General features: G+C 32.5%; 30 protein-coding genes. 6 read left to right on the forward strand and 24 right to left on the reverse strand.

What is annotated here, in order from left to right; genetic code table 11:
- Positions 1-2: 2 nt before the first annotated feature.
- Both HYN86_RS12170 and HYN86_RS12175 read left to right on the forward strand, forming a co-directional pair.
- On the forward strand, positions 3-656 hold the full coding sequence (locus HYN86_RS12170) for an NUDIX hydrolase (RefSeq protein ID WP_113678271.1): 654 nt from the start codon (positions 3-5) through the stop codon (positions 654-656).
- Between the two features lie 532 nt (positions 657-1,188).
- Positions 1,189-1,608 (forward strand): helix-turn-helix domain-containing protein, encoded by a 420-nt coding sequence (locus HYN86_RS12175; RefSeq protein WP_113678272.1) that lies wholly within the window; start codon positions 1,189-1,191, stop codon positions 1,606-1,608.
- Between the two features lie 122 nt (positions 1,609-1,730).
- On the opposite strand, the gene HYN86_RS12180 is transcribed toward HYN86_RS12175, so the two are convergent.
- The 3 genes from HYN86_RS12180 to HYN86_RS12190 form a co-directional block, all read right to left on the reverse strand.
- Positions 1,731-3,104 (reverse strand): hypothetical protein, encoded by a 1,374-nt coding sequence (locus HYN86_RS12180; protein ID WP_113678273.1) that lies wholly within the window; start codon positions 3,102-3,104, stop codon positions 1,731-1,733.
- A 2-nt stretch (positions 3,105-3,106) separates the two neighbouring features.
- Entirely contained in the window at positions 3,107-4,387 is a 1,281-nt protein-coding gene (locus HYN86_RS12185) for a hypothetical protein (protein WP_113678274.1), read from the reverse strand.
- A gap of 120 nt (positions 4,388-4,507) precedes the next feature.
- Positions 4,508-6,235, reverse strand: a complete 1,728-nt coding sequence (locus HYN86_RS12190) for a M14 family metallopeptidase (protein ID WP_113678275.1) — start codon at positions 6,233-6,235, stop codon at positions 4,508-4,510.
- Between the two features lie 236 nt (positions 6,236-6,471).
- Between HYN86_RS12190 and HYN86_RS12195 the strand changes: the two genes are divergently transcribed.
- Both HYN86_RS12195 and HYN86_RS12200 read left to right on the forward strand, forming a co-directional pair.
- Positions 6,472-7,836 (forward strand): DEAD/DEAH box helicase, encoded by a 1,365-nt coding sequence (locus HYN86_RS12195; protein ID WP_113678276.1) that lies wholly within the window; start codon positions 6,472-6,474, stop codon positions 7,834-7,836.
- Positions 7,837-8,026: 190 nt separating this feature from the next.
- Complete coding sequence (locus tag HYN86_RS12200; RefSeq protein WP_113678277.1) at positions 8,027-8,470, forward strand: hypothetical protein; 444 nt, start codon at positions 8,027-8,029, stop codon at positions 8,468-8,470.
- Positions 8,471-8,787: 317 nt separating this feature from the next.
- Here HYN86_RS12200 and HYN86_RS12205 read toward each other — a convergent pair whose 3' ends face one another.
- From HYN86_RS12205 to HYN86_RS12225, 5 genes are all read right to left on the reverse strand, one after another.
- Entirely contained in the window at positions 8,788-9,366 is a 579-nt protein-coding gene (locus tag HYN86_RS12205; protein WP_113678278.1) for a PhnA domain-containing protein, read from the reverse strand.
- 88 nt (positions 9,367-9,454) lie between these two features.
- Positions 9,455-9,961, reverse strand: coding sequence for a hypothetical protein (locus HYN86_RS12210; RefSeq protein WP_162789365.1), 507 nt, complete (start codon positions 9,959-9,961; stop codon positions 9,455-9,457).
- 18 nt (positions 9,962-9,979) lie between these two features.
- On the reverse strand, positions 9,980-10,438 hold the full coding sequence (gene coaD, locus HYN86_RS12215; protein ID WP_055098044.1) for a pantetheine-phosphate adenylyltransferase: 459 nt from the start codon (positions 10,436-10,438) through the stop codon (positions 9,980-9,982).
- Positions 10,439-10,456: 18 nt separating this feature from the next.
- Positions 10,457-11,149: a DUF421 domain-containing protein gene (locus HYN86_RS12220; protein WP_113678280.1), complete on the reverse strand. Its 693-nt coding sequence runs from the start codon at positions 11,147-11,149 to the stop codon at positions 10,457-10,459.
- A gap of 138 nt (positions 11,150-11,287) precedes the next feature.
- A complete protein-coding gene (locus HYN86_RS12225; protein WP_113678281.1) occupies positions 11,288-12,259 on the reverse strand; it encodes a D-alanine--D-alanine ligase in 972 nt (323 codons plus the stop codon).
- Positions 12,260-12,533: 274 nt separating this feature from the next.
- On the opposite strand from HYN86_RS12225, the gene HYN86_RS12230 reads away from it, so the two are divergent.
- Both HYN86_RS12230 and HYN86_RS12235 read left to right on the forward strand, forming a co-directional pair.
- Entirely contained in the window at positions 12,534-13,154 is a 621-nt protein-coding gene (locus HYN86_RS12230) for a PASTA domain-containing protein (RefSeq protein ID WP_113679930.1), read from the forward strand.
- Complete coding sequence (locus HYN86_RS12235; RefSeq protein ID WP_113678282.1) at positions 13,144-14,190, forward strand: RluA family pseudouridine synthase; 1,047 nt, start codon at positions 13,144-13,146, stop codon at positions 14,188-14,190. The genes HYN86_RS12230 and HYN86_RS12235 overlap by 11 nt, the downstream gene beginning before the upstream one ends.
- A gap of 213 nt (positions 14,191-14,403) precedes the next feature.
- On the opposite strand, the gene HYN86_RS12240 is transcribed toward HYN86_RS12235, so the two are convergent.
- The 16 genes from HYN86_RS12240 to HYN86_RS12310 all read right to left on the reverse strand — a co-directional run bounded on the left by HYN86_RS12240 (position 14,404) and on the right by HYN86_RS12310 (position 25,947).
- On the reverse strand, positions 14,404-15,015 hold the full coding sequence (locus HYN86_RS12240; protein ID WP_113678283.1) for a family 16 glycoside hydrolase: 612 nt from the start codon (positions 15,013-15,015) through the stop codon (positions 14,404-14,406).
- The gene (locus HYN86_RS12245) at positions 15,016-16,257 is read right to left on the reverse strand and encodes an ATP-binding cassette domain-containing protein (protein WP_113678284.1); all 1,242 of its coding nucleotides are present in this window, start codon (positions 16,255-16,257) and stop codon (positions 15,016-15,018) included.
- 15 nt (positions 16,258-16,272) lie between these two features.
- Positions 16,273-17,124, reverse strand: a complete 852-nt coding sequence (locus HYN86_RS12250) for a sulfurtransferase (protein WP_113678285.1) — start codon at positions 17,122-17,124, stop codon at positions 16,273-16,275.
- 6 nt (positions 17,125-17,130) lie between these two features.
- Positions 17,131-17,985 (reverse strand): ThuA domain-containing protein, encoded by an 855-nt coding sequence (locus tag HYN86_RS12255; RefSeq protein ID WP_113678286.1) that lies wholly within the window; start codon positions 17,983-17,985, stop codon positions 17,131-17,133.
- Positions 17,986-17,990: 5 nt separating this feature from the next.
- Complete coding sequence (locus HYN86_RS12260; protein ID WP_113678287.1) at positions 17,991-18,380, reverse strand: DUF1398 domain-containing protein; 390 nt, start codon at positions 18,378-18,380, stop codon at positions 17,991-17,993.
- Positions 18,381-18,501: 121 nt separating this feature from the next.
- Positions 18,502-19,494, reverse strand: coding sequence for an alpha/beta fold hydrolase (locus HYN86_RS12265; protein ID WP_113678288.1), 993 nt, complete (start codon positions 19,492-19,494; stop codon positions 18,502-18,504).
- 104 nt (positions 19,495-19,598) lie between these two features.
- Positions 19,599-20,441, reverse strand: coding sequence for a maleylpyruvate isomerase N-terminal domain-containing protein (locus HYN86_RS12270; RefSeq protein ID WP_113678289.1), 843 nt, complete (start codon positions 20,439-20,441; stop codon positions 19,599-19,601).
- Between the two features lie 7 nt (positions 20,442-20,448).
- Entirely contained in the window at positions 20,449-20,637 is a 189-nt protein-coding gene (locus tag HYN86_RS21295; RefSeq protein ID WP_394336065.1) for a hypothetical protein, read from the reverse strand.
- A gap of 83 nt (positions 20,638-20,720) precedes the next feature.
- Positions 20,721-21,107, reverse strand: coding sequence for a hypothetical protein (locus tag HYN86_RS12280; protein ID WP_113678290.1), 387 nt, complete (start codon positions 21,105-21,107; stop codon positions 20,721-20,723).
- Positions 21,108-21,117: 10 nt separating this feature from the next.
- Positions 21,118-21,555, reverse strand: coding sequence for an acyl-CoA thioesterase (locus HYN86_RS12285; protein WP_113678291.1), 438 nt, complete (start codon positions 21,553-21,555; stop codon positions 21,118-21,120).
- 171 nt (positions 21,556-21,726) lie between these two features.
- A complete protein-coding gene (locus HYN86_RS12290; protein WP_162789367.1) occupies positions 21,727-22,779 on the reverse strand; it encodes a nuclease-related domain-containing protein in 1,053 nt (350 codons plus the stop codon).
- Positions 22,780-22,840: 61 nt separating this feature from the next.
- Positions 22,841-23,302, reverse strand: a complete 462-nt coding sequence (locus tag HYN86_RS12295; RefSeq protein WP_113678293.1) for an SRPBCC family protein — start codon at positions 23,300-23,302, stop codon at positions 22,841-22,843.
- An 84-nt stretch (positions 23,303-23,386) separates the two neighbouring features.
- Entirely contained in the window at positions 23,387-23,854 is a 468-nt protein-coding gene (locus HYN86_RS12300) for a hypothetical protein (protein ID WP_113678294.1), read from the reverse strand.
- A 25-nt stretch (positions 23,855-23,879) separates the two neighbouring features.
- On the reverse strand, positions 23,880-24,482 hold the full coding sequence (locus HYN86_RS21150; RefSeq protein ID WP_317048549.1) for a cation:proton antiporter domain-containing protein: 603 nt from the start codon (positions 24,480-24,482) through the stop codon (positions 23,880-23,882).
- Positions 24,371-25,147, reverse strand: coding sequence for a cation:proton antiporter (locus HYN86_RS21155; RefSeq protein ID WP_230406358.1), 777 nt, complete (start codon positions 25,145-25,147; stop codon positions 24,371-24,373). The genes HYN86_RS21150 and HYN86_RS21155 overlap by 112 nt, the downstream gene beginning before the upstream one ends.
- Positions 25,148-25,200: 53 nt before the next feature.
- On the reverse strand, positions 25,201-25,947 hold the full coding sequence (locus tag HYN86_RS12310; RefSeq protein ID WP_113678295.1) for a hypothetical protein: 747 nt from the start codon (positions 25,945-25,947) through the stop codon (positions 25,201-25,203).
- Positions 25,948-25,971: the final 24 nt, after the last annotated feature.

The raw sequence follows: 25,971 nt of genomic DNA on the forward strand, positions 1-25,971 counted from the left end.
AAATGTATAAAGTTTTTGTAAACGACAAACCACTTTTTTTGACAAATGAAATCTCGAAAGAAACAGATTTCCAATTGTTCTTGTTGGAGAGCATTGATATCGAACAGCTTATCATAAAAATTTTTCAAAATAAAATTCAAAAAGCTATTTTATATCATCCCGACGAAAGTGAAATAATGAAAACCCTTAAAGCCAAAATTCCAGTAAATAAAGCCGGCGGAGGCTTTGTGTACAACAAGAAAGGCGAGGTTTTATTCATCTTTAGAAACGGAAAATGGGATTTGCCAAAGGGCGGAATCGAGAAAGGAGAGGACATTGAAGACACTGCAATGCGCGAAGTCGAAGAAGAAACAGGTGTAGGCAAACTTAGAATTACAAATAAATTACAGAAAACCTATCATATTTTCAAACGTAACGGAAAATACAAACTTAAAATCACGCATTGGTTCGAAATGCAGTCCGATTTTGAGGGAACACCAAAAGGCCAAATCGAAGAAGGAATAGAAAAAGTAGCGTGGTTAAACCCAGAACAAATCAAAGAAGCTCTTAAAAACTCCTACGAAAACATCAAATTGTTGTTTGAAGAAGAGGAAGTTCCAGTAGAAAAAATTGCACCGCCTGTTCCATATCGATCAGGACCAAATTCAGATATTTAAAATTGGGGCGTGCCACCATCCCGATAAGAGGGCAAATATAGCATGCGCTTATACGCCCTCTTATCGGGATGCTGTCGGGCTATCCGTGCTGCTTCGGCAGCTGCCTTCTATCCCTCACGCGACAATCGGCTTTAAAAGACCTTTTCTGTTACTTTTGGGTATTCAATTTTTTTTTACTCATTCCGTAGGAATGTTTCATCGGTAGTACAAAATACGAATAACAGTTAGACGTTCCATCGGAACGTTTGATTAATTAGGTAATAGTGTCTATAACAGGTGTCCTTACAGGACACAATGCATAACGACACGGTTTTTTTCTACCAATGAGATATTCCTAAAGGAATATTGTTTTTTTAGTGGCGTGAGCTTTTCGCATGCGACCTTTTTGATTTTGATAAGTTTAACGAGCGTATGCTCTTGTTAAGGAAGAATTAAACATTCAAAAAGTTTACACCCTCAAAAACTTAGAGACTTATTTTAATTTTATGTCTCAAAAATCGTACTTTTGTTTAATAAGCAATACATTACAATTATGAGCGCATTTACAAAACCAAGCCATATAGGAAGAAAAATTAGCCGAATTCGTGAACTTCGTGACATGAAGCAAGAAGCCTTAGCACAAGCTTTAGGAACGAGCCAGCAGACCATTTCTGCTTTAGAAAATAGCGAAGAGATTGATGATGAAAAGTTAAAACAAATTGCTAAAGCCTTAGGAGTAAGTCTTGAAGCACTGAAAAACTTTTCAGACGAAGCAGCAATTAATTTTTTTAATAATTTCTATGATAATAGTGGAAGTCATGGCACTAATTTCGGAACCAATAATGTATGTAATTTCAATCCGCTTGATAAGCTAGTTGAAGCTTACGAAGAAAATAAAAAGCTTTACGAACGTTTGGTTCAAGCTGAAAAAGATAAAGTTGAGTATTTAGAAAAAATATTGAAGGATAAATAGTTATTCTTTTCACAATATAAAAAGCCTAATAAATTTTAATGTTTATTAGGCTTTTTTGTTTTTTCGGAGTATATTTTATATCATGAAAGGTCTTCGATAATTCTTGATTTCAATATATAAAATCAAATGTTATATAATAATAAATGATTTTTCTCAAACCAAACTAAATCATTTTTATTAATTATAAGATGAAAAATAATTCTTTCTAAGTTTGGAATAAAGAAATTTTCTAAAAGAAATTTGGCTCCTTCTGGAAGGTTTGTGCTTTCAAAGTGATTTTCAGAATCTTTATTATGAACAATAGCATTTCTTATTTTATAAACAATGTTTGCAAACATTGCTGCGTCTAAATTAGTTTTTAATCTATCAAATTTATATGAATTAGTATTTAGTGCCAGATCTCTTAGTAAATTGTTAATAGCAGGGATTTTAGTGTTGTCAATAACTTCTAAATTATTCCATTCATTTCTCAATAAACTTAAAAAATTATTTCCATCATAATCAAGAATAAAAACGTCATAGAAAAAATCTTGAATGCAAATAATTTCTTTAGTAGTGAATTTTTCATACAAAATTTGAAAATCTCTTATGTGAAATGGGCTTCCGTTTTTTTCTCTTTCCAATTTACAAATTCTATGTTTATACATAAAATTTTCAATCACATGATAAAGTTTTAAAAATTTATCTAGTATATAAATTTGATTATTATATTCATTAAGCACATTTGCTATGCTCTCAAATTGAATGTATTTTTCATTAAAATTAAAATTCTTTTTATTAGGCATTTGAGGTTTTAATTCATATTTTTCTAATGACTTTATATGTTTACCATTTAGTAATACCTGTAATTTTAATATCGGCTTTAAATCTTTAGATTGGGGAGGATTATCCGAATTTAATAGTACTACTTGATTAGCTATAATGCAATTATCTTTATTAATTAGATTTATCCAAATTAATAAGAGATCAACATGTCCTGAATGTATATCATCATCAATAAAAGAAGTGAAATTTGTATTTAATGAATAAATCACTAAGCTTTTCTTTATTTCAGCAATTTCATAATGTATGAAATTGCTTTCTATGATATTTTCTTCAAGGTCAATAATATCGTAATTTTGAATATCTAAAACTTGATTAAGATCAATATCACTTTCTTTTACTAAATTAATTTTTTCAGCTAATATTATCCAATATTTTATATAATCGAATATATTAAATTCAAAATCACTGAAAATGGATAAAAAATTATCATATTTTTCTAAGAATTCTTGTATAGGAACTAAGTTTTCAATTAATTCATTTTTAGAGCTATAAGTCTCTTCGATTTCAGAAATTATATCTTGCAAATTTGTTGAAAATTCAGCCAGCTTTGTCACTCTTGTCTCACTAGCAACAATTGATGCCTCATTGGATTGATAGTAAGAATCCAAACTTGATTCTATTAGTTTCAAATTAGTAAGTAAATTGCTGAAAAATAGATCTATTCTCTTCATATCTAATTTATTGCAACATTAGTAAAATATAAAACCCAGTCAATAGGTTCGTTTGGAAATAGAGCTGGTTTATCAATTGATTTTAGGATATCTGTAAATACTCTAAATACAACTTTTCTATTCACTGAACCAAAATTAATCTTGCTTAAGTCTAAAATTTTACGTCCATTATCATAATCGTTAAGATTTAAAATATAAGGATTTTTTTCTAAAAAGTTAATTACATTAGAAAAGATTTCTTTAGGATTTTCTATTTCATTATCTATTCGATAGCGCCCTAAAGCTGCAAATAAACCAACTAAAGAAGCTTCCCTACCAAACCATTTGATTTCACTTTTATAATGATTTACAAGAATTCTGTCAAAATCTAGAAGAAACTCTATAATATCATTTATAAAGTTGTAAGTTAACTCGTTTGATAAATCTTGAATTGAATAATCATTATCTTGAATCTTACTAATAAGGTTTGTGTTTGTTACAAGCGTTTTTCCTGTGTCAAAAGCAATTAAGGCAGCAATTATTTGAGAAAAATGAAATTGACCATATTCTCTATTTTTGCTAAAAGATGTTGAATTCATGTCTTTTTCTCTTATAAGAATGAATTCGTTAAACTTGTCTTTATGTTTAAATTCTTCTAATAAATCATTAATGAACAATAATTCTAACTGATGTTTTAGTTTTACTGGTTTATGTCCAGCATTTAACAATAACATTTTTTCAACTTGTTTTTTTGAGTCTAAATTTGTCCATAATTCAAACCAAATAAAATTGTCAATAAAAATTGATTCTAATTTCTTTATATTGGAATCATTATCAATATAATAATCTATTAATTTGGACAGAATTTTAAAATTTGATTTAATTAAAGATAATTCTTTTGAATATTTTTTTGATAATTGAAATTTTGAAAGACTTATAATTTCATTATTTAGATTCAATTTCTCCTTTAATAAGATATAAGTATCAAAAATTATTTTTAGTCGGTGCGTTCTCTGTAAACCATCAATTATTTTATAATCATTACTATTGAAAATAATAGATTTACCATCCTCTTTGTAATTTTGTAAAACTATAACTATTGAAGGGATATGATATTTATTTAATACTGTTTCAATAATTTTATCTAGATAGACATTAGAACTTACAACTTCCCTTTGTATGTCATATTCCCGATAGTTATTAGGTAGATTATTTAAATATTCATATAAAGTAAATTTTGATAGAAAACACCTGCTTCCATCATCTGTTCTTGAGTCTAATACTTGAGCAATAATTTCTGCCATTTGTAAAATAATTTTTGCTAATATATGGATATTTTATATTAATTTCTATTGTAATAAAAGTAGTGAAGATTTTGAATTGCAATTGTTAAAAGTAAAATTTTGTGTAATTTTGTAATAAATCTACAAAACCCGATAAACAGGATACTGCATATGCGCCTTTTCATAATAAACAGAATGCTTGTAAATCCAATCTAACTGCGCTTCTGCACTTTTAGCAAATTCGCGGTCGTTTTGTTTTTTAGCTTCTAATTCTGCTTTTAGAGCTGGGTTTTCTTTTAAGAGATTTGCCGCAGTATCTTCAAAAATATATTCAGAATAATGTTCTTTTTGCTGTAAAATAGGATCGAAGAAATTCCAGTTAAAAAACGAATCAACACCTTCTGGTTCAAAAGCTTCTAGAAGATATTTTACACCTTTTTGAGTTGTTGGAACGATGTAATCTCCTTTGGCGAAAGCCATTTTAACCATTTTAGAAGTTACGGTCGTGCTTCTGTGTAAATAATGCCCTTCGTAAGCAGACGGAACGGTTTTAAAATCGGCAATTCTGTAGCTTTCAACTTCTATAATTGTATCGTTTTTAATTTGTTTAAACGAAATATTATTGTTTTTCAAAAGGTCAATAATATTCCAATAACCACGCGGAATGATATAAGCAGACGGGATAACAACATCTTTTACCGATTTGAATTCTTTGATATACGGAACATCTTTTTTGTATGGTTTGCTTCTGTCATAATACAAACGATTTCCGGTTGTAGCGTCGCTTTTTTTGTAACCCGCTTCATAACCTAAAAAAGAAAATGTGGTCGCTTTTGTACTGTCCAATTCCCATTTTAAAGTATAGGATTTTTTAGGCTGATATTGTTCTAAATTCTTTGCTCTTAAATCTTTTATCTTTTGATAATTCGCATCGGTAAAATCCAAAGTCGATTTCATGTACTCGTAGGTCATTTTAACACGTTCGGCATATTTTTTCAGCATGTGTGTTTCAACTACAAAACCAATCGTATTAAATAGGGAAGTGTAACCCGTTGTGTATCGCGGACTATCTACAAACTGCCCAAAACCTTTGTCTGGAGTATCTTTAAACGAATCGACATAAGGCGTAGTTTCGATTTTCTTTTTCTGAAGATCTTTAACCAAAGCCGGCATCATTTCGTTATTCATAAAATCGCCCAAAACAGTTCCGAGTTTATTATGCTGTGTCATAATATAAGTCAGTTTGTATTGATAATCAGAGCCGTTACTTACGTGATTGTCAATGAAAACATCGGCATTTATCTTTTGAAAAATCTCGACAAAACTCTTAGTGTTTCTTGTGTCAGATTTCATCATGTCACGATTCAAATCGTAGTTTCTTGCATTTCCTCTGAAACCATAAATTTCTGGTCCGTCTTGATTGGCTCGAGTTGTCGAATTTCGGTTTAAAGCACCACCAATATTATAAATCGGAATGGTCACTAAAACAGTATTTTTAGGCGCTTTCAGTTTGCCAATTGCCAAATCTCTGTAGAATTGCATGGTTGCATCGATTCCGTCAGGTTCTCCAGCGTGGATTCCGTTGTTGACAAATAAAACGGCTTTGGTTTTCTGTATTTTATCAAAATCAAATTCCTTGTCAGCATTGAAAGTAATCATATGCAGAGGTTCTCCAGAATCTGTCAATCCCATTTCTTTCATTTGAATCGTTGGAAAATCGGCAGCAAGCATTTTAAAGTAAGCGATAGTTTCTGGATAAGTTGCCGATTGATTTCCGTTTCCTTTCTCAAAAAACGTATCGTATTTTTTATTGTTTTGAGCGAAAAGGGTGATGGTGAAGAGTGAAAGGATAATGGTGAAAAATTTCATAATTCTGATTTTTATGGAATCAAATATATAGTTTTTTGGCTCAAGTTTAATTTTTCATTTTTAATATGCTTTGCTGTTATTTTTCTCTCGCAGATTTTGCAGATTTCGCGGATTTTTTATTTTGATATCTAGAATTAATCTGCTTGATCTGCAAAATCTGCGAGAAACAAATCTGCGGTTAAACATGAAACAAAGAAAACCTGAAACATGAAACAACTTTTAGTTACTTTTGCAAAATGAATAAAAAACACCATTCCAACAATATACTTTCGAATTTAGGGATTCAGAGTCTGAACGAAATGCAGGAAATGGCGCAAGATGCCATTTTGAACGAAAACAATGTCTTACTACTTTCTCCAACTGGATCTGGAAAGACATTGGCTTTTTTGCTTCCAATTTTAGAATTGTTGCAGCCTGAGATTCTTTCTGTTCAATGTCTAATTTTGGTTCCTTCCCGCGAACTTGGACTTCAAATTGAACAGGTTTGGAAAAAAATGGGAACGCAGTACAAGGTAAATATCTGCTATGGCGGACATTCAATAGACACAGAAATCAAAAATTTAAGCAATCCTCCTGCGGTTTTAATTGGAACGCCAGGAAGAATTGCTGATCATATTGACAGAGATACTTTTAGAACCGATAAAATTCAGACTTTAATTTTAGATGAATTTGATAAATCGCTTCAATTAGGATTTCACGAACAAATGTCTTTCATCATTGGCAGATTACCGAAAGTGAATAAAAGAGTTTTGGTTTCGGCAACTTCCGATATTGAAATTCCGAAATACACACGCGTTGTAAATCCAACAGTTTTAGATTTTATTCCAGAGGAAGAAGAGAAAGCAAATCTTTCGATGAAAATGGTTGTTTCATCTTCTAAAGACAAATTGGGAAGTTTATTCAATTTACTTTGTTCTTTGAAATCAGAATCAGCGATTATTTTTTGCAACCATCGCGATGCTGCAGAACGTATCAGTGATACTTTAAATGAAAAAGGAATCTATTCGGTTTATTATCACGGAGGAATGGATCAGGACGAACGTGAACGTGCCTTGATTCAGTTTAGAAATGGAAGTGTCAGCTATTTGGTCACAACAGATTTAGCGGCCAGAGGTTTGGATATTCCAGAAATGAAACACGTTATTCATTATCATCTGCCTTTAAAAGAAGACGAATTTACGCATAGAAACGGGCGTACAGCGCGTATGCAGGCAATTGGAACAGCTTACATTATCATTCACGAAAGTGAAAAACAGTTGGATTATATTGATTATGAAATGGCAGTTTTAAATGTCGAAGGAAAAGTTTCGCTTCCAAATCCGCCTCAATTTCAAACTATTTATATTAGCGGCGGAAAGAAAACAAAGCTCAATAAATTTGATATTGTTGGATTCTTTTCTCAAAAAGGGAAATTAGAAAAGGACGATTTAGGTTTAATTGAAGTAAAAGATTTTGTTTCGTTTGCTGCCGTAAAATTCAATAAGGTAAAAGAGCTTTTGAAAAATATCAAAGATGAAAAGATGAAAGGCAAGAAATTCAAAATTGAAGTAGCCCGAAACGTCATAAAGAAAGAAGAAGAGGAGAAAAGAGGTAAATATTAGTGTGAAAAACGAGCGAATAATTTGATTAAGAGTTTTTTGCGACTTGGTTTTTATCTATTTGTTTTTCAATCGTTTAGATTTCTTTAACTAAGTTTTACAATTTTATGTTAAAAAAATAATGGTTTGATAGGTGTTTTTTCAATATTTCTATGTTTTTTTGCTACAGTAAAATTGTAACCCCAAATACTATATGAAAAAGATTATTACTCTTGCCGCATTGTTTTTTACTTTTGTTTCGTTTGCACAGGTTAAGGTTCTAGAAACGGTTCCTGTAGAAAAATTAGGAAAAGTAAATAACAACTACATTCAGAAAATTGGTGACGAATACACTGTGTATTACACTATTGTTCAAAGTGATGACGATTCGACTTTGAGAAAATTTTCATTCAAGAACATCGATAATGCCTATAACTCTTTATACAGCATTATCATGGGCGGATTTACAGCTTCTCCGTTGTACGATATCAAATTAGAGTTACCTAACAACTACATTTGGTTGCACTACACAGGAAATGTGGTTCCAGACAAAGCTACAGTTCAATTTATGGTTTCTGGTAAAGAAAGAGACGCAGCGACAAACAACGTTTCTGAGCCATTCGTAAAAGACCAAATCAATAAATTATTTCAAAAGTAATTTTTTTAAGGTTCAAAGACTTAAAGGTTCTAAGGGACTAAGTTTTAACCTTTATCTATAATTATAAAAAGCTGTTCTAATCGAACAGCTTTTTTTTGTTTCAAGTTTAAAGTTTCAGGCTTGACATACTTTGTGCATAGTTTTACGCAAATGTGCTAAGTTATTTTATTTATAGGCTTTTAAAAGAAAAGTTCGCAAAGCTTTGTGGAATAAAACTTTGCGAACTTTGCGTATACTTTGTGTGCTTTGCGGTTAAAATTATGCAGCATCCGAAGAAACTTTGTCTCTTTGAGCCTTTGTTCTTCTGAACCTAAAAATTAAATTTTCTTTACATACTGCGTTATAATCACAATCTGCTGTCCATCTACTTTTCCTTCAATATATTCAGCGTTTTCGTGGTCTAAACGAATATTTCTCACAGCAGTTCCTTGTTTGGCAACCATACTAGAACCTTTTACTTTAAGGTCTTTTATTAAAACAACAGAATCTCCGTGTTGTAGTACTACGCCGTTGCTGTCACGGTGAACTAATTTATTTTCGTCATCTTCGCCTTCTCCAGTTGCTTGTGCCCATGCCAGAGTATCTTCGTCTAAATACATCATGTCTAGTAATTCCTGAGGCCATCCTGCAGCGCGCAAACGGCTTAACATTCTCCAAGCTACAACCTGCACTGCAGTATTCTCATTCCACATGCTGTCGTTAAGGCATCTCCAGTGATTTAAATCTACGTTATCTGGATTTTCAATTTGGTCAATGCAAGTATTGCAGGCTAATATAGCTTCATCAATGCCGCCTTTTTGAGTTGGCAGTACTTGATAAACTTTTAGATTTTCTTCGTTTCCGCAAAGTTCACATTTAGATCCGCTTCGTTTGCTTAATTCTCTTTCGATGCTCATTATTTGGTATTTATTTTAAAAATGCGAATTTACTTATATTTTATTTCGCTTGCAAGTTATGTATTCTCTTTAATAATAAAGAAATAATTTATTTTTGTAATTCTTGTAAAAGAGAATAATGTGCGGTTTTCAATGATCTAATTAAGTTTCTTTTTTCAGAGCCACCAGTCATATTTTTGTAGATACCTACTTTTTTATAAATTTTATCTCCAATTTTATAATTAATCGTTGATACCATCGTAGCAGATGATAAATCAAACATCCAAGAAATATCAGTTATTTCCGCATCAATATTAATGTCAGAATCATTAATTGTTTGATTTTTAAAATATTTCACTTTTAAATTGATCTTTGTCTCTTTAGCTAGTTCTGCTACCGATTCATTGAAAGTTTCATTAATATCAGGACGTTTTTCCATACCTGCTCTGGGACCTGATTTTTTTATACTTTTTACACTATTTTCATTAATTGAAAAGACAACTGTTTTGCCATTAAAATAATCATGATTCAGATTATTTTTTGAAAAATTACTTTTAGTTGCGCAACCAAATAGCGTCAACACTAATAAACAGGTGACTATTCTTTTGAATTTCATATATAATTTTTTTTTTAATTATTTCTTAACCCTCACCGCATCAGGAACTAGCATTTCATACTCACCTCCATGACGTAATACGTCACGAACAATACTCGAGCTAATAAATGAAGTACTTGCAGCAGTCAATAAAAATACAGTTTCTATTTTAGAAAGTTTTCTATTCGTATGCGCGATAGCTTTTTCAAATTCGAAATCGGCTGGGTTGCGAAGACCTCTTAAAATGAAATTGGCTTTTAGTTTTTTCGCCAGATCAATTGTTAATCCTTCATAGGTGATTACTGAAATTTTTGGCTCGTCTTTAAAAGTTTCTTCAATAAAGCGCTTTCTTTCTTCTAATGAAAACATGTATTTTTTTTCGGCATTAACACCAATTGCAATTACAATTTCATCAAATAAAGGAATTCCTCTTTTGATAATGTCTTCGTGTCCAAGTGTAATAGGGTCAAATGATCCTGGGAATATGGCTTTTCGCATTTTCTTTTGAATTAAATTTTATGTTATTCTAAGCGTATCTATCGCTTCAACCCATTCCTCTTTTTGACAGACTTTACATTTTGCTGTTCCTGCATTTTTTTCTTCGGTATGACCACAGAAAGTACAAGCGTAAATTCCGTCAGTTGGAATGTTTTTGCTTTTTTGGTTAAAAAGCATCGGTAAAATAGGAAGTCCGTGTTTTACTTCTTCGTCTTCATAAAAAAAGACGCTTATTTCACCGCTTGTTTCTATAAAAGCATGTTTTACCTGCCCTAAATGCTCTATGGATCGAATACGCAGTTCTGAGAAAAATTCGTCCTGCGCCAAAGTTTCTTTTTTAAAACTTGACACAGAAAACTTTCCATCATTGATAAGGCATTCGGTTTTACCTTCTATAAATTCTTCGAATTTTTTACTCTTTCCAGTAAGCCATGTTACACCGCGATACAGGATAATGATAACCAGGAAAACAATCGCTGCGGGAACTATTCCAACATCTTCATAGAACATTGGATCGCCGGCAGCCGAACCAAGGGCAATAACAATTACGGTTTCAAAAATTGATAATTGTTTAACCCCTCTTTTACCTGCCAGCTTTAATGTAAGCAGCAAAATAGTAAACATAACCGCTGAACGAAATATTACTTCCAGAAGAAAAATCTCTGGTAATTCGTTAAATAACAATCTATTCCATTCAAAGATTTCTTTCATTTTTTTAAGGTTCTAAGGTTTTGAGATACTAAGGTTCTAAGCTTTTTTAAAGGACTTCGACTTCGCTCAGTCTGACAACAAGCGTTAAAAGCAAAAGTGCTAAAATCTTAGGATCTTAGCACCTTAGTAGCTTAGCGGCTATTTTAAAGCTAATTCTATCGCATTTGTGAATAAATCTTCTAGGGAAATTCCGGCTGCTTTTGCTTGCTGCGGAATCAAACTCTCTGTTGTTAAACCTGGAATAGTGTTCATTTCCAGCATATAAGGTTCGTTGTCTACGATAATGAATTCGCTTCTAGAGAAACCTTTCATTTTTAATACTTCGTACGCACGTTTTGCTGTTTCACCTACCTTTTGGGTTAATTCGTCTGAGATTCTCGCAGGTGTTATTTCTTGCGATTTTCCTTCGTATTTAGCTTCGTAATCAAAGAAATCATTGTCTGAAACGATTTCAGTTATTGGTAAAACTTTAATTTCACCTTTATAATTAATTACACCAACAGAAACTTCAGTTCCATCCAGGAAACTTTCTATGATGATTTCGTTGTCTTCTTTATACGCGACTTCAATTGCAATTGGCAGTTCCGCTTCGGTTTTTACTTTTGAGATTCCGAAACTTGAACCCGCTTTGTTTGGCTTAACGAAACATGGAAGTCCCACTTTTTTAACGATTTCAGCTGTATTGATTTCGTCACCTTTGTTCAAATAATAAGAGACAGCGGTTTTGATTCCGTATGGTTTTAAAACCGATAATAAATCTCTTTTATTAAAAGTCAATGCAGATTGATAATAATCGCAGGAAGATTGCGGTAATCCAATTAATTCGAAATAAGCCTGCATTAATCCGTCTTCGCCCGGAGTTCCGTGAATTGCGTTAAAAACACAATCAAAAGTGATTTTTTCTCCGTTTACTGTAACTGAAAAATCATTTCTATCGATTGGAAATTCGGCATCATTTTGGTCTACATAAACCCATTTTTCTTTGAAAATGTGAACTCGAAATCCGTTGTATTTTGTTTTATCAAGATATTGGTATACAACGTTTCCGCTGATCAGCGAAATTTTGTATTCGCTTGAATATCCGCCCATGATGATGGCAATGTTTTTCATTTTTTATTGTGTATTTGTTTAATCGATTTTATTGTTTAACCGTTATTTGGTTAATGGTCTAATTGTTTGTTTACTGCTTGCACAAGTTTTTACGAATTATTTTTATTCGTTATGTTTGTCAGACTGAGCGAAGCCGAAGTCCCGTTTGCTGTATCACTTTGCAGGTACTTCGACTTCGCTCAGTCTAACAATTTCTTGCATTCTTGTTTTAAACAAAATTATCATTTTTTTTGAAACGAAATACTTTATCTTTGTCGCTATTAAAAATAAATTTATGAGTTTACGTCAGTATTTAACAAGCCGAGTTTTTTTCTTGCAATTGCTTGCGGCCGCAGCTATAATTGCGGTTATAGGTTACTTATTTATGCATTGGTTGACTTTTACAACTGATCACGGACATGAAATAGCTGTTCCGAATTTGTCTAAACTGACTGAGGAACAAGTAGAAGAGAAATTGGATGAACTGGATTTAGACTACGTGCTCCTAGACAGTGTTGATTACAGAAGTGAATTCCCAAAATATAGTGTTGTTGAGCAGGATCCGCTGCCGGGAACTAAAGTAAAAGTGGGAAGAAAAATCTATATTAAGATTAATGCTTCAGGTTTTTCTTCTGTTAAAATTCCTGATTTGATCGAGAAAACATATCGTGAAGCGGTTCCGACTTTAAAAGCTCTAGGGCTTGAACTGGGAACGATTACCTATATTCCGAATCTTGGAAAAGATATGGTATTGGAAATGCGTTTAAAAGGCAGAAATTTAAAAGTAGGAGACCGCGTTTTGAAGGCGTCTAAGATCGATTTGGTTTTAGGTGACGGAAAAGCAAGTTATGTAGATGAAAGCCAGACAGACAGTACAGCAGCTGAGCCTGCAGAAACCCCACAAGATGAACAATAATATTGAAGAAAATTTAGATCTGGAAGACGAATTATTCGAGCATTACAGATTTGAAGTGCCTAAAGGTCAGGCGTTTTTGCGTATTGACAAATATTTAATGAATTTGATTCAGAATGCTACGCGCAACAAGATTCAGAACGCAGCAGCTGAAGGAAACATTTTTGTAAATGATATTCCAGTAAAATCAAATTATAAAGTAAAACCTTTTGATGTGATTACGGTTATGTTATCGCATCCGCCGTTTGAAAATCATATTCTTCCGGAAGATATTCCGCTGAATATTGTTTACGAAGACGATGCTCTTTTATTAATTAATAAAGAGCCGGGAATGGTTGTACACCCAGGTCACGGAAATTATACAGGAACGTTAGTAAATGCTTTGGCACATCATTTTGATAATCTGCCAATGAATAGCAGCGAACGTCCTGGTTTGGTGCACCGTATTGATAAAGATACTTCTGGACTTTTGGTTGTTGCCAAAACAGAAGCTGCTATGACGCACTTAGCGAAGCAGTTTGAAGCGAAAACTACTGAACGTGAATATATTGCCCTTGTATGGGGAAATGTTACAGCAGAAAGCGGTACCATTGAAGGAAATCTCGCAAGACATTTAAAAGACCGCATGCAAATGGCTGTTTTTGATGATCCTGAAATTGGAAAACCTGCGATTACGCATTATAAAGTTTTGGAGCGTTTTGGTTACGTAACTTTGATTTCTTGTAAACTGGAAACAGGAAGAACGCATCAGATTCGTGCACACATGAAACACATCGGACATCCGCTGTTTAATGATGAGCGTTATGGCGGACATTTGATTCTAAAAGGAACAACCTTTACAAAATACAAACAGTTTATCGAGAATTGTTTTAAAGCTTTACCGCGTCAGGCACTGCATGCCAAAACACTTGGTTTTGTTCATCCTAATACTGGTGAATTAATGCGTTTTGATACAGAATTGCCACAGGATTTTCAGGATTGTATCGAGAAATGGCGCGTTTATGTGAAGTCGCATAATGTTGAGGATGAAGATGCTTAATTAGATAAATTAGGGAATTTGTCAATTAGATAATTAGATAATTTTTCCTTAACTAAATGAAATAGAAAAAGCTCCATTTGGAGCTTTTTTGTTTTTGACCATTCCAATATTCTGTAGAGGCGCACAGCAGTGCGTCTCCTCAACTAATATTCACAATATGTTAGACGCACTGCGGTGCGTCTCTATAGTTATGCTTTGTGTTATTAATAATTCTTAAAGAGATTTGATTTTTAGACCAGTTATTTTTACTTCACCGTTGGTTATAAAACCTAGTTTTCCTTTTTGGTTTAAGCTGCTTTTTTCTAGAGAACATTCTAAAGAAGTTTTGTTGTCTATAGAAAAGAATAATTGTTTGTTTTGGACTTTAATTTTAACGGAATACCATTTATTGTTTTCTAATTCCATTGGTTTTTTAAACAACGTTTTTCCGCCTCGTTTACCATACGAATCGTCTTTTTTATCATAAACTCCATCGCCAATTACTATGTTTTGATCAATTTGGTACAAGTATGTTCTAATGTATTTTCCTTTATCCAAATTAAGCATTATTTCAAATAAAGATTCTCCTGTCATATTGACTTTTAAATCAATTTCATAATTCTCTGGAAGCTCTTTTTTCGAAACCAAGACTCCCCAAGGAGAAAGAGAACCATTTCCTGTAAGAGTGTCTTTTTTTAGAATCCATTCTTTAGAATTAATGGTCCAATCTGATTTTAGGTCCTTTGAATTGTGTAAAGTATATTCTTTTTTTACTGTTGAAATCGTGCTGGAGCAAGAAATCAAGAACAGCTGTAAAAGTAGAACTGATGCAATTTTAATTTTCATTTAATTTAATTCTGAGTGGTATTTTATTTTTCCGATTGACCCTGTTTCAGATGGTAAAAGTTCGAAGACCGAAGTAGGAGCAAGGCCTTGTTCAATTCGGTGTGAAACGTAAATGATACTTACATTAATTTCCTGTTTAATAGTGTTGATTAATTGAATTACCAAATCTACATTTTCGTCGTCTAAACCTTCTACCGGTTCGTCTAAAATTAATAAAGGCGGATGTTTTAAAACTGCACGAACAATTAAAGCCACGCGCTGCTGTCCAACAGAAAGATCGATAAAACGTTTTTTACGCAGATGTCCCATTTCTATCACTTCAAGCCATTGCGTTACAATTTGTTTTTGATGTGTTGTTGGTTCCGTATAAAGTCCTATCTGGTCAAAGAATCCAGATAAAATCATCTGTTCAAGTGTATGGCTTTTTTGAAATAAGTCGGTCATCGAAGTAGCGAAGATTCCTATTTGTTTTTTAATATCCCAAACACTTTCCCCAGTTCCTTTTTTTCTGCCAAATAAAAATAAATTCTGGCCAAAACCCTTTGGATTATCGCCTGTAATTAAGGATAAAATAGTGCTTTTTCCAGAGCCGTTTGGGCCAATAAGCTGCCAAAATTCACCTTGTTTTATGGTCCAAGAAATGTTGTTTAAAATTTTGCGTTCTTCGTAACTTACAGAAACATCTTCTAATTTAATCAGCACACTTTCGTGAAAATCATGCGGTTCTATAGCTTTTGGAATTGCAGCTGTATTTAAGGTTTTAAAGTGGTTTTCGGTTTTAACGAAGGGATGTAATTCGAAAGTATTGTCTTTGATTAAAGCCTTATTCGGAACAAAATCTAAAACGTCAACAGTACGGTTTAAAATCTGAATGATAGCGATTTCGGTTGTAAGATCTTTTAATGAATCAGCGAGAATTACTCTTGAAGGCTGATCCAAGTGATCAAACGGATTATCAAAAATGATGAAATCGGGTTTTTGTTCAATGCAATAACGTAAAAACTCTTTTTTGCGTTCGCCGGATGAAAAAGTTCTTAATTGTCTATTTGATGTTTTGGAAGCTTCAACGCTGTCATATTGAAACTCTTTTTCGATGAATTTTTCGATTGCAATATCAGAAAACAGAATTCCTTTTTGGTTGTTAAAAACCGCTAATTCTCCGTTTGCTTCACCGTTTAAGATATTGTCTATAAATGCTTTTTTATTGACCTGATTTGATAAAAGTATATCCCAATGCTGCATGGTGTATTTTTAGTATTATTTATTCTCTTTTAATGTCATTTCACGATCGTTTCTCGACCATTCACTCCAAGAACCTACATATAATTTCGGAATGGGAAGCCCAGCGTAATCCATTGCTAATAGAGTATGACAAGCAGTTACTCCAGATCCGCAATGTACGATTGTATTTTCGGTTTCTTTATCTCCAATTATAGCTTTGTATTTTTGAGCTAATTCTTCAGGAGATTTGAAAAAACCGTTTTCGTCTAAATTTTCAGTCAGCGGTACATTTACAGCTCCAGGAATATGTCCTGCAATTAGATCTAAAGGTTCTATGAGTCCGTCAAATCTGTTTTTGTCTCGAACATCAATTACTATATTTTGATCGTTTTTACGGGCTTTTTCAACTTCATCTATCTCTGCCAATGGTAATTTCCATTCTTGAACAGGATAAGTTGTTTTATCAAAAATCTCAATTCCAGAACTGGTTGGAAAACCAGATTGAATTGCAGACTGAAAACCGCCATTTAAAACCTGAATTTTTTCATGTCCGACAGCACGCATCATCCACCAAAATCGGGCTGCGAAATTAGAACTATTTTTATCATCATAAACTATAACATGGTCTGAAGATGAAATTCCGATAGCAGAAAGCGTTTCAGTAAATTCTTCCACGGTTGGCAGAGGATGTCGTCCGCCGTTTGCTGGATTTTCAGTCACGGCTGCTAAATCTCGATTTAAGTCTACAAATCGCGCTCCTTTTAAATGTTCTTTTTGATAGATTTCAAAAGCGTCTGCGCCAGTTCGCGCATCAATTAAAATGATTTCTGAAGGGTTTAATTGAATTAATTCTTCTGCTGTAATTAACGGAGAAATGGAATGAGACATTTTGTTTTATTTTTTTGAATTTCCAAGCCAAAGCAATGCATTCAAGATTAACTGGCTTTGTGTTTTATTTTCAAAAGTGTACGATAAGGTTTTGTTTGTACCTCCTTCATAATCAATATCATTGTGACCCATATTTACATACAGCATTTTATATTTTTTATTCGTCCAAACAACTGGATAATAACCGCTATGCCAAATTTCGTGCGCTTTTGGACCAGTGCCTAATGGAAAGCTGGATTCATCAATTGCGACTAAAATCTCGATGTCTGGATTTTTCGTCAAATCTTTAGACCATCGATACCATTCGTTTGGAGCGGATGTAAAAGTCTTTGGCAGATTTTTGGTAACAGGATGCTGATTCTCAATTCTAAGTACTGCCGAAGTTGGTTTCCAAGTATTGCTTCCGTATTCGCCAGATCCTAAAAAAGTATTATGATACCAATCCCAATCCTGATTATAACTGGAATCATTTAAAGCAAATGCCGAAAAATGAAATCCGATGAAACCGCCGCCATTTTCCATGTATTTTTGCAAAGCTTCGCGTTGTTCTTTCTTTTCCGGACGCGTGTCTAAGAACAAAACCACGTTATATTTCGCCAAAAACTTAGCATTCAGATTTTCCCAATTGCTGGTTGAATCATATTGAAAATGATTTTCTGCCGCTAATTTTGGAAAATACTTATTGGCTTCGTGTACAAAACTAATATGCGCCTGATCATTTTTTGCGGTGTAAAAAGCAATTACTTTAAATTTTGGATTTTCTTTTTTGCTTTGAGAAAAACTAAAGAAAGAAATTATTAAAACAAAAAGTAAAATAATTCTTTTACAAATACTCAGAGCATTCTTATTGAAAAGCAACATGAATATTAACTAGGAATCTTTTCAATTAAAATCTCATTTTCAGCTTTATCAAAATAAGTGCAAGTCATTTCGATAATATCGACACGCCATTTTGCAATACCGCATTGTGCACAATGTTTACAAAATGTCATATAATCTGTTTCACCATGCTGATGTTTTACTAAGAATTCAATAAAAAGTTCTTTGTTGGGAAAATCAGCCACTTTTATTTCGGGATATTTTTCCTCGGCTTCGGCCGTGTAATTATTTAATCCATAATAAACAACGCTTCCGTCGTGTACGTAGGTGTCGTATCCTTTTACGCCTAAAATGATTAAATCTTGTATATAATTTGGAAAATCAGCTCCAGTTTTCACTTTTGCATGAGCTTCTTTTATTTGTTCAATTGTAAACATAATTTTAGTTTTTAAGTTAGTTTTTTTGCCAATAGTTACATCAATTCACACGAATTACTTTCAGTTGTATGTACATAAAAAATTAATGCTGATTCGTGTAATTCGTGGCAGACAAAAAATATTATTGTTTCAAAAATACGATTAATGGTTTTATAAATGAATCAAAAGATTCGATATGTGGTAAATGTCCTGTATTTGCGACTTCAACCAATTTTGAGTTCGGAATTGCTTGCTGCGTTTTTTTACCCAATTCAGCATAATTTCCCATTGTTTTTTGGATTTCTTCGGCAACCAAAGGTTTTCCTAAAGCAGTTTTATCTCTTGTTCCAATGATTAAAAGCGTCGGACTTTTGATATTTTTAAATTCATATAAAACAGGCTGTGTAAAAATCATATCGTATAAAAGTGCTGAATTCCACGCCACGCGGTCATAATTTGGAGCTGTTGTCCATCCTGCGCCCAGTTCTGCCCATTTCTGGTAATCTGCATTCCACTTTCCATCATAATAATTAGCCATTTGATATTTTTTAATGGCTTCATAATTTTGTTTCAATTCAGACTCGTACCACCAATCTGCAGGTTTATATGGCACGACCAATTTCCAGTCTTCTAAACCAATTGGATTTTCCAAAACTAGTTTTTCTGTAGTTTCAGGATACATTAACGCAAAACGCGATGCCAGCATTCCGCCCATAGAATGACCTAAGATGGTTGTTTTTTCAATTCCTAAATGATCTAAAAGTTTTTTGGTATTTTGAGCTAACTGCTGAAAAGTATATTGAAAATTATCAGGTTTTGTCGATTTTCCAAAACCAATCTGGTCGGGTACAATCACTCTAAAACCTTCTTTTGTCAATGCTTTTATGGTTGTTTCCCAATAAGCTCCATTGAAATTTTTTCCGTGAAGCAGTACAATATTTTTGTTGTTGTAATTATTTGGTTTAATATCCATATAAGCCATTTTAAGTGCTTGACGCTGATTGCTTAATTCTAAAAATTGGACAGGAAACGGATATTCATAATTGGATAAATTAATATCTAATTGCTTGATTTTCTGTTCTTGTGCTAAACAAAAAACAGGAAGTAAAAGTATAAGGAGTTTTAAAGTTTTCATTTAAAAATGGTTTTTTATTAAGGATTATAAAATTACCGCTATGCATTTTTAAAACCAAAAAATCCACTCTTAAAGTTATGAGAAAAAACCGATTGAGTTAAAAATTAAGCCATTACAGCAATAATGTTGAGCGCGATTTGACCAAGATTTTGGTCTCCTATAATTTCTACTTTTTGTAACGCTTCAAACGGAGTCATTCCTTTAGAAAATAGAAGCCAGGCATCTTGTGGATCAATTTTTACGATTGAAGCTGGTTTTTCTTCAAACGAATCAATGAATTCCCACTGTTTTTCTCTTTTAATAATATTCCATTGTCCGCCAATTTCAGTAATGATAATTAAACTTACAATTGTATTTTCCGGCGCGTCAGTATTTCTGAAAGTATGTGGTAAAGCTTGAACAAAAGTTTCAATAAACGGATGGAATAATTCTTTGGTCATTAAAGCCTGTTTTCCGACAGCATCTCTAATTTGCTCTTGATGAAGAAATTTTTCTGTGTATTCCCGTGCAATATGAAACCAGTTTAGAGAAGTTTCTTCGCCAGCCCAGGCAACTGAAAAAACAGCATTATCATGAGGATTTAATGTTTGTAAATGTTCAAAATATTCTTTGCCCGTTGTTTCTAATAGATTAATGAGCACGTTGGGACTTAATCTTTTAGTAGCATTCGTCCAAGTCATATTCAGCTGATTTAGAAAATCAACCAAATCTTGGTACGAATTAATATTTTCTGTTTTATCTCCAAAATAATGATCTCTAGAAATCGACAATGCCCTTAGATTTCCGTCCAGTAAATGCGATGCAATATCTTTTACAGTCCATTTTTTCGCTACTGTTTTGGCATTCCATTCTTCTTCCGTTAACGATTTTAAGAGGTCAATTAATAAATTGTCTAAAATAGGGAAGAGGTGTAAAGTTTGAATAGGAATGGTTTTGGAAGATTTCATCGCAGACTTATTTTTGGTCGAGGTTCTTTAAATAATTGTTTTTTAGAGTTATAACGCGTTTCGGATACGGAATGTCGATATTGTTTTCGTCAAATTTCTTTTTAATGCTCTGCGGTAAATCGCAGTAAATAATAAATCCGTCAGTAGAATTTTTGGCCCAAGCCCAAGCTTTTAAATTGACACTCGCATCGGCCAATGCAACAACTCGCGCTATTACACGATAAAAATGACAATTCTAAAGTCTTTAAAGTAATCGTTCATAAACTTAGAGATTTTAGATTAATGATAAATAATAGATTCTATCAGCCATTTTGTGTTTACTTTTTTCAAGTCAAATTCAATTGGTAAATTGACATTGTCTTTAGGCGTTACAACAATTATCGCAGTCGAATCGGTCATTTCTTTTTCGTAATAAACAGCGTCTTTATATCTAACTTTAAAGGCAGTTTTGCGCTCGTCTGGAATACTTTTTTCCATCTTTTTAAGAGTTTCTAATTTGATTTTATTATCAGAATTCAAAACCAATAAATTTTCAACTTCTTGGCTGTCAAATTGATTGGAAGCAGTTATATAAGCGATAACTGTTTCTTTTGGAGTATTATGCGATTGAGATTCGCATGCCAAGAGAAGAAGTATAAAAATTAAAAAAGATGGATAATGCTTCATTTTTTATGCTTTACAATCCAACAAAATCATCGCTTTTTGGAAAAATACTCAATGCCTGAATTGCAATTTCTGGGGTTGGAGATGCTAATTTTCGCAATTTTGTGTCCATCCAAGCACCGTCGACAGTAATTGTAGCGCAAAGAGTGTCGTCTTCTCTTCTAAATTCGTGAATAATTGACCAGCGCGAAGCATCGGCTTTCATTTTTGAAGTTTTGGTATGGATGAATATTTTGTCAGAAAGTTTTAGTTCTTTTCTAAAAACACATTCTTCCCTAAATAAAACAGGACCAAAGCCTTGTGTCTGCATAACTCTTAAAGTTAAACCAAGTTCCTCAAGGATTTCTATACGATGTTGTGCGCCAAAATCGTAATAAGCACTATGACGAACATGAAAATTTGGGTCAAGATCTGACCAGCGAAAAGAAATTTCTTTAGTAAATGAAGCCATTTGTATTTTGTAATTTTAATGAGAAATCGAAATTACGAATAAAAATAAATGGAATTTCTACATATGTGAAAATTTTCAAAATTAGTTCTGTGTATTATTTGCGCACTTATTTTTGATTTTTTATGATTTAGATAAATTAGATTTTAAATTCAATTTTATTTTAAATATATTTTAGAGAACAAGTTTAGATGAGATTTTTTTCTGCTGTGAAAGTTGAAGTAAAGAATCTGTAATTATCTGTACCTCGGTTTGTGTAAAAACGGGACTAAAATATCTAATGTAAGGCAGTAATTCTTTTAAACCTAAAATTTTTGTATACTGAAACTGTTCGTGAGGTATAACATTAGTAAAAACAATGATATTTTTGATCGGGATTTTTCTGTTACCCCAATTTTGTTTGCTAAACCCCCAATTTGATTTACTTACTTTTTCAGATAGCAATCTGAACAAAGCATAATTAGTTCTAAGAACTTGCTGAACGGGAGATCGTAAATCTAAATTATTTATAGAACTGTTACTCCAATTTTTTGTTTCAATTAAAAAAACACCTGAACGAGTAATCAAAAGATGGTCGATTTGAATGGTTTTAATATAATCTCCATCGTGTTTTATGGGGTTTTGAAACGTGTAACTAAAATCATTTATCAAGATATAATCGTCAGACAGTTTTTTTAGTTCATTTTCTACTTTTTGTTCACCAAATGCACCATAAATTGTATTGTTTAGTTTTTTTATGATTTCATTTTTTACTTCAAATTTCTGCAAATCTTCAAAACTACTTTCATTTACAGCATCTTGAAAATTTTCAGAAATATAGTCAAGACGTTTTTTCTTTTTCGAAAGTAATTTTTTGGACTGATATTTAAAAAGAATAATACGAAATTCAAATAAGATTTGTACGAACCAAAATTTGATATGAATTATCAGGTTCAAATAATATTCTTCTATAACCGCAATAATTTTAGTTTTTTTTTCTGAAAGTTCTTCAATTTGTTGATTTAAGTAATCAAGTTTTTGTCTTAATTCTTTTTTTAAATCAATTATTTTTTGAGATGTTAGAATATCAAACTCAGAAACTTCATTTGTGAGAAATTCTTTTTCTTCGTTTATGAGTATGTTATGATCGGAAATAATTTTTTCTTTTTTGAAATGATAATTCTTTTGGAAATCGATTATCTCATTTAAAGAATTAAATTCATCAATATGGTTTGTGACTAATTCCAATTGTATATTATTAAGACATCCAATGGTATTATAAACTCTACACATATTCTTTCCATATTTATTAATATTTCATTTTAGAAAGTTCAACTTCCAATTTATCAAAGTTCTCTTCGTTTTTATCGACAACATACGGTTTGAGTTTTTGGCATTCTTCCTTGGTTTCAAAAAGCATTTTAAAGACGACTTTTGTTTGATTTTCTGTAATTGCTTCAAAAGTGGTTAAGATTTGAAAAAGCGGTTTCGAATGACGTTTCCAAGCGATAAGATTAGGTTTGTCTATTTTTATGAATTCGCATTCGTTGGCATAATTTCCCGCTTCGGGACCGTGCATAATGAAATTCCATTTACCGCCTTCACAAAAATTAAATTCATTAAAAGTATTTGTAAAACCTTTTGGTCCCCACCAATTTTTCAAATGTTGGGGAGTACTCCAAGCTTTAAAAACCAGTTCTTGTGGGAAATTTAAAATTCGAACAGTAACAATTTCGCAATCTGGAGTTGTCGAAAGAATATCTGAAGTCATCTCTTATGTTTTAAATTAAACAAAAAATGGGAGAGCATAAATTTAGGAATAAAATCGTAATCAATTTTAAATGTGTTGTTTATATTAAATGGTTTCTAGATTATCCCATTCATATTCTATCTTGTTAACTTTCATGTAATAAGGAATTAATAATAAAATTTCGAGCCTTAATGAAAAGTGACCGTCTCCCATGGTAAAAGGAAGTATAAACATAGATGCAATACAAATTGCAATTCCAACAACAGCATCTATTTTTGCAATATTAATCGCATTTGGTTTTTCGAACCAAAGTGAATAGGCTGCAAATCCTTTTAAAAGCATAATTGAAATGATAAAAAGACCAGTTCCAGAGTATGCTGTGTCAGTTGAAAATCCGTAAAGGGATAAATTTACATTGGGTACAAAAAGATTCGTAATAAGCGAACCAACTGCAGCGACAGCTAAAAGCATAAAGATCCAGCAGAAAGTTTTAATCCACCAAGGCAATAATTTACGTCTTATTACTGGAGGTTTGTCAAATTCTTCAAACTGGCTTTGTAATTCTGGATTCATTGTTTTCGTTTTTGGTTATTAATTTTTAAGATTCAGATTCTTTTGCATCATTCAGTTTTTTTACGATCCAAGGCAAAGTAAGCCCTTGTCCGATAAGTGTAAAAAGGACAACGGCGACAGAAATAAAGATAATAGCATTTCGTTCTGGAAACGGACTCCCATTTTCAAGAAACCTTGGTAATCCAATTGCAATGGCAAGAGATACAATACCGCGCATTCCTGACCAGCCTAAAATTATACTGTTATTAAAATCGAGAAGGGCATCTTCGCTGACTTTTCTTCTGCCTCCACGGTTTTTTTGAAATGCTTTTTGAAGATTAATCTTTTGCAGAAATATTCTAACAAATCTGATTAACAGCGCGACTATAGTGATAATGAATGCGTAGCCAATGTAAGGTAGTATCATATCGTTATCTATATCTTTTAATACATATCTAAAATTAAGTCCGATAAGGATAAAGATTAAACCATTTAATAAAAAGATGATAATATCCCAGAGACTGCGCGAACTGTTTTTTAAGCTTTCTGGAAATATTTTTTTACTAAAAGTGCAATTGCCAGCCCAGAAATAACTACTGCAATTACTCCAGAAACGTGCAGATGTTCTGCAATTAAATAAGTTACAAATGGCATTAAAAGCATAAAACTAATGGTAACATTTGCATTTTTTTTGACTTTACTCAAGATGAACGATAGAATTTTTGCCATTACAAAACCAACCAAAAAACCACCTCCCAGCAATAGAATAAATTGTAATGTTGCCTCCCAGATAATAAATGCAGATCCCATAACTGCCGCAACCGCAAATCGATAGGCTACTAGTGCCGAAGCATCGTTTATAAGGCTTTCGCCTTCAAGAATAGTGATGGTTTTATGAGATATTCCGAGTCCTTTGGTAATGCTTACGGCAGCTACAGCATCGGTTGCAGAAAGAATGGCTCCAATTACAAATGCAAGCGGCCAGGTAATATTAGGAATCATATAATGCGCTACAACGGCAATCCAAAAGGTGGTAAGGAAAACCAAAGTAATGGCTAAAGTTCCTATTGTATTAATATTAGTTTTAAAATCTTTTGGAGAAATATTAAAAGAAGCATCATACAATAAAGGCGGCAGAAACAGTAGAAAAATAATTTCAGGATTAATTTCGATTTCTGCCATTGTTGGAATAAAACCAATTGCAATTCCAACAATTACAAGGAGAATAGGGTAGGGTAATTTTGCTTTTTCAGCAAAGGCAGATAATCCTATGACAATGGCAAGTATAAATATAATGATGCTGTAATTTTCCATTTTGGCAAATATTCTAGTTTTAGGAGTTGGATAGTGTATTATCGATAAGCATCTTATCTGTTAAATACATCAGTAATAGAAGTTTTTTCGAACAAGTAAGGTTCTTTTTTTATTTTTTTGGTTTCAGATGTTGTTGGCTCATCTTCTTTCATTGTATTAGTTTCGGTTGTTGTTATTTCTGCTTTTTCTAAGTCGTAAAAAAATCCTGAACGACCACCTGCACCGGCAGAATAGATTTCCATATTGCTCAATACAAAATTGTTTTCAATATATTTAAATTGACTTAAAAATGTACCGCTGGCACCCATTCCATACAGATTGATATTTAGTTCACCTTTTTCTATGCTAATATCTTCTGTGTCATATAATTTGTAATCATGTTCGTTGTATTCAACCGGCATAGTTATATCAGAAACTTTGTCTAAACGATAAGACTTGTCTTCATTTTGCAAAAGAATCAGCATTGGTCTTTTTAATACGTTGCTTCGTTTATGCTTTAATACAACGGCAATATCATCTAAACCGTCGTTGTTTAAGTCTCCTTCTGCCTCGTATTGAATATTATAAACATCAATTTTAGGAAGGAAATCTGAAATTTTATTTCCAGTTTTTGGATAAGTAACATTTGGTTCAGAAGGAATGTCTTCTTCAGATTCATCAGCTGTTTCTTCAAATTCTTCATTAGCAGGCAGGCTGTCGGTAACTGTGGTGTTGTTTGAAGAAGATGCCACCTCTTTTTTACAAGATTGTATTGCGAAAATAAGCAATAGATAAATGGTAAATACGATTCCTTTTTTCATCAGTTTAGGTTTAATATTTTTTCA

The organism is Flavobacterium fluviale, assembly GCF_003312915.1.
Classification (GTDB): domain Bacteria; phylum Bacteroidota; class Bacteroidia; order Flavobacteriales; family Flavobacteriaceae; genus Flavobacterium; species Flavobacterium fluviale.

What these genes read in the sequence shown, in the direction of transcription:
- HYN86_RS12245 (WP_113678284.1), bottom strand. Translation starts at nt 16,257, where the DNA reads ATGCAGCATTGGGATATACTTTTATCAAATCAGGTCAATAAAAAAGCA.
- HYN86_RS12220 (WP_113678280.1), bottom strand. Translation starts at nt 11,149, where the DNA reads ATGAAAGAAATCTTTGAATGGAATAGATTGTTATTTAACGAATTACCA.
- HYN86_RS12270 (WP_113678289.1), bottom strand. Translation starts at nt 20,441, where the DNA reads ATGAAATCTTCCAAAACCATTCCTATTCAAACTTTACACCTCTTCCCT.
- HYN86_RS12185 (WP_113678274.1), bottom strand. Translation starts at nt 4,387, where the DNA reads ATGGCAGAAATTATTGCTCAAGTATTAGACTCAAGAACAGATGATGGA.
- HYN86_RS12205 (WP_113678278.1), bottom strand. Translation starts at nt 9,366, where the DNA reads ATGAGCATCGAAAGAGAATTAAGCAAACGAAGCGGATCTAAATGTGAA.
- HYN86_RS12200 (WP_113678277.1), top strand. Translation starts at nt 8,027, where the DNA reads ATGAAAAAGATTATTACTCTTGCCGCATTGTTTTTTACTTTTGTTTCG.
- HYN86_RS12235 (WP_113678282.1), top strand. Translation starts at nt 13,144, where the DNA reads ATGAACAATAATATTGAAGAAAATTTAGATCTGGAAGACGAATTATTC.
- HYN86_RS12255 (WP_113678286.1), bottom strand. Translation starts at nt 17,985, where the DNA reads ATGTTGCTTTTCAATAAGAATGCTCTGAGTATTTGTAAAAGAATTATT.
- HYN86_RS12230 (WP_113679930.1), top strand. Translation starts at nt 12,534, where the DNA reads ATGAGTTTACGTCAGTATTTAACAAGCCGAGTTTTTTTCTTGCAATTG.
- HYN86_RS12300 (WP_113678294.1), bottom strand. Translation starts at nt 23,854, where the DNA reads ATGAATCCAGAATTACAAAGCCAGTTTGAAGAATTTGACAAACCTCCA.
- HYN86_RS12210 (WP_162789365.1), bottom strand. Translation starts at nt 9,961, where the DNA reads ATGAAATTCAAAAGAATAGTCACCTGTTTATTAGTGTTGACGCTATTT.
- HYN86_RS12285 (WP_113678291.1), bottom strand. Translation starts at nt 21,555, where the DNA reads ATGGCTTCATTTACTAAAGAAATTTCTTTTCGCTGGTCAGATCTTGAC.
- HYN86_RS12250 (WP_113678285.1), bottom strand. Translation starts at nt 17,124, where the DNA reads ATGTCTCATTCCATTTCTCCGTTAATTACAGCAGAAGAATTAATTCAA.
- HYN86_RS12310 (WP_113678295.1), bottom strand. Translation starts at nt 25,947, where the DNA reads ATGAAAAAAGGAATCGTATTTACCATTTATCTATTGCTTATTTTCGCA.
- HYN86_RS12225 (WP_113678281.1), bottom strand. Translation starts at nt 12,259, where the DNA reads ATGAAAAACATTGCCATCATCATGGGCGGATATTCAAGCGAATACAAA.
- HYN86_RS12260 (WP_113678287.1), bottom strand. Translation starts at nt 18,380, where the DNA reads ATGTTTACAATTGAACAAATAAAAGAAGCTCATGCAAAAGTGAAAACT.
- HYN86_RS12180 (WP_113678273.1), bottom strand. Translation starts at nt 3,104, where the DNA reads ATGAAGAGAATAGATCTATTTTTCAGCAATTTACTTACTAATTTGAAA.
- HYN86_RS12280 (WP_113678290.1), bottom strand. Translation starts at nt 21,107, where the DNA reads ATGAAGCATTATCCATCTTTTTTAATTTTTATACTTCTTCTCTTGGCA.
- coaD (WP_055098044.1), bottom strand. Translation starts at nt 10,438, where the DNA reads ATGCGAAAAGCCATATTCCCAGGATCATTTGACCCTATTACACTTGGA.
- HYN86_RS12195 (WP_113678276.1), top strand. Translation starts at nt 6,472, where the DNA reads ATGAATAAAAAACACCATTCCAACAATATACTTTCGAATTTAGGGATT.
- HYN86_RS12170 (WP_113678271.1), top strand. Translation starts at nt 3, where the DNA reads ATGTATAAAGTTTTTGTAAACGACAAACCACTTTTTTTGACAAATGAA.
- HYN86_RS12295 (WP_113678293.1), bottom strand. Translation starts at nt 23,302, where the DNA reads ATGACTTCAGATATTCTTTCGACAACTCCAGATTGCGAAATTGTTACT.
- HYN86_RS12190 (WP_113678275.1), bottom strand. Translation starts at nt 6,235, where the DNA reads ATGAAATTTTTCACCATTATCCTTTCACTCTTCACCATCACCCTTTTC.
- HYN86_RS12175 (WP_113678272.1), top strand. Translation starts at nt 1,189, where the DNA reads ATGAGCGCATTTACAAAACCAAGCCATATAGGAAGAAAAATTAGCCGA.
- HYN86_RS12265 (WP_113678288.1), bottom strand. Translation starts at nt 19,494, where the DNA reads ATGAAAACTTTAAAACTCCTTATACTTTTACTTCCTGTTTTTTGTTTA.
- HYN86_RS12240 (WP_113678283.1), bottom strand. Translation starts at nt 15,015, where the DNA reads ATGAAAATTAAAATTGCATCAGTTCTACTTTTACAGCTGTTCTTGATT.
- HYN86_RS21155 (WP_230406358.1), bottom strand. Translation starts at nt 25,147, where the DNA reads ATGGAAAATTACAGCATCATTATATTTATACTTGCCATTGTCATAGGA.